The sequence below is a fragment of the Acinetobacter sp. CFCC 10889 genome, assembly GCF_003268395.1.
Classification (GTDB): Bacteria; Pseudomonadota; Gammaproteobacteria; order Pseudomonadales; family Moraxellaceae; genus Acinetobacter.
Genome location: NZ_LQXQ01000128.1, coordinates 1 through 2,903, shown reverse-complemented (window position 1 = coordinate 2,903; position 2,903 = coordinate 1). Strand labels below are relative to the sequence as shown.

At 50.4% G+C, this 2,903-nt stretch carries 1 rRNA gene; it reads right to left on the bottom strand.

The features are described from left to right. Positions 1-56 precede the first annotated feature (56 nt). A 23S ribosomal RNA gene (locus tag AVJ19_RS20775) occupies positions 57-2,903 on the bottom strand; the annotation flags it as partial.

The following is a 2,903-nucleotide window of genomic DNA, read 5'->3' as shown; positions in this document are numbered from 1 at the left end:
CTAAATCAAGCATTTTGCTTTGAATTTGATGAAACATACAACTGTTTGGGTGTTGTATAGTCAAGCCTCACGAGCAATTAGTATTGGTCAGCTTCATGCGTCACCGCACTTCCACATCCAACCTATCAACGTCGTAGTCTTCAACGGCTCTTTAGAGGACATAAAGTCCTAGGGAAATCTTATCTTGAGGTAGGCTTCCCGCTTAGATGCTTTCAGCGGTTATCCCTTCCGAACATAGCTACCCGGCGATGCGACTGGCGTCACAACCGGTACACCAGAGGTTCGTCCACTCTGGTCCTCTCGTACTAGGAGCAGATCCTCTCAAATTTCCAGCGCCCACGGTAGATAGGGACCGAACTGTCTCACGACGTTCTAAACCCAGCTCGCGTACCTCTTTAAATGGCGAACAGCCATACCCTTGGGACCTGCTTCAGCCCCAGGATGAGATGAGCCGACATCGAGGTGCCAAACACCGCCGTCGATATGAACTCTTGGGCGGTATCAGCCTGTTATCCCCAGAGTACCTTTTATCCGTTGAGCGATGGCCCTTCCATACAGAACCACCGGATCACTAAGACCTACTTTCGTACCTGCTCGACTTGTGGGTCTCGCAGTTAAGCGCGCTTTTGCCTTTATACTCTACGCGTGATTTCCGACCACGCTGAGCGCACCTTCGTACTCCTCCGTTACTCTTTAGGAGGAGACCGCCCCAGTCAAACTACCCACCAGACATGGTCCTCGTCCCGGATCACGGGACAGAGTTAGAACCTCAATATTACCAGGGTGGTATTTCAAGATTGGCTCCACCGAAACTAGCGTCTCGGTTTCAAAGCCTCCCACCTATCCTACACAAGTAAGATCAAAGTTCAATGTCAAGCTGCAGTAAAGGTTCACGGGGTCTTTCCGTCTAGCCGCGGGTACACCGCATCTTCACGGCGATTTCGATTTCACTGAGCCTCTGCTGGAGACAGCGCCCCCATCATTATGCCATTCGTGCAGGTCGGAACTTACCCGACAAGGAATTTCGCTACCTTAGGACCGTTATAGTTACGGCCGCCGTTTACTGGGGCTTCGATCAAGAGCTTCGCTTACGCTAACCCCATCAATTAACCTTCCAGCACCGGGCAGGCATCACACCCTATACGTCCACTTTCGTGTTTGCAGAGTGCTATGTTTTTAATAAACAGTTGCAGGGGCCTAGTTTCTGTGGCTGTCGTCAGCTCAGGAAGCAAGTTCCATCACCAACAACAGCGTACCTTCTCCCGAAGTTACGGTACCATTTTGCCTAGTTCCTTCAGCAGAGTTCTCTCAAGCGCTTTGGTCTACTCGACCTGACCACCTGTGTCGGTTTCGGGTACGATTCCTGTGTAACTGAAGCTTAGAGACTTTTCTTGGAAGTATGGTATCAGCCACTTTACTGTACAAGTACAGCTTGCTATCAACTCTCAGCATAGAGCACCCCGGATTTGCCTAAGATGCATGCCTACTGTCTTTCACCTGGACAACCAACGCCAGGCTGACTTAACCTTCTCCGTCCTCTCATCGCATTACACAGAAGTATTGGAATATTAACCAATTTCCCATCGACTACGCCTCTCGGCCTCGCCTTAGGGGTCGACTCACCCAGCCCCGATTAACGTTGGACTGGAACCCTTGGTCTTTCAGCGAACGGGTTTTTCACCCGTTTTGTCGTTACTCACGTCAGCATTCGCACTTCTGATACCTCCAGCAGACTTCTCAATCCACCTTCATCGGCTTACAGAACGCTCCCCTACCACGTACACATAGTGTACATCCGCAGCTTCGGCATATAGTTTTAGCCCCGTTACATCTTCCGCGCAGGCCGACTCGACTAGTGAGCTATTACGCTTTCTTTAAAGGGTGGCTGCTTCTAAGCCAACCTCCTAGCTGTCTATGCCTTCCCACATCGTTTCCCACTTAACTATAATTTTGGGGCCTTAGCTGGCGGTCTGGATTGTTTTCCTCTTGACTACGGACGTTAGCACCCGCAGTCTGTCTCCCGGATAGTACTCATTGGTATTCGGAGTTTGCATCGGTTTGGTAAGTCGGGATGACCCCCTAGCCGAAACAGTGCTCTACCCCCAATGGTATTCGTCCGAGGCGCTACCTAAATAGCTTTCGGGGAGAACCAGCTATCACCAAGTTTGATTAGCCTTTCACCCCTATCCACAAGTCATCCCCTGGCTTTTCAACGACAGTGGGTTCGGTCCTCCAGTTAGTGTTACCCAACCTTCAACCTGCTCATGGATAGATCACCTGGTTTCGGGTCTACACCCAGCAACTAGACGCCCTATTAAGACTCGGTTTCCCTACGGCTCCCCTAGACGGTTAACCTTGCTACTGAATGTAAGTCGCTGACCCATTATACAAAAGGTACGCAGTCACCGAACTAGTCGGCTCCCACTGCTTGTATGCATGCGGTTTCAGGATCTATTTCACTCCCCTCACAGGGGTTCTTTTCGCCTTTCCCTCACGGTACTGGTTCACTATCGGTCAGTCAGGAGTATTTAGCCTTGGAGGATGGTCCCCCCATATTCAGACAAGGTTTCACGTGCCTCGCCCTACTCGTCATCATTATATGTGCCCTTTCGTGTACGGGACTATCACCCTCTACGGTAGCACTTCCCAGAGCTTTCCGCTAAAACACATATAACTTAATGGGCTGATCCCCGTTCGCTCGCCGCTACTGAGGGAATCTCAATTGATTTCTTTTCCTAAGGGTACTGAGATGTTTCACTTCCCCTCGTTCGCCTCGTAACACTATGTATTCATGTTACGATACCTACCTTATGGTAAGTGGGTTTCCCCATTCAGACATCTCCGGATCACAGGATATTTGCCGCCTCCCCGAAGCTTTTCGCAGGCTATTACGTCTTTCATCG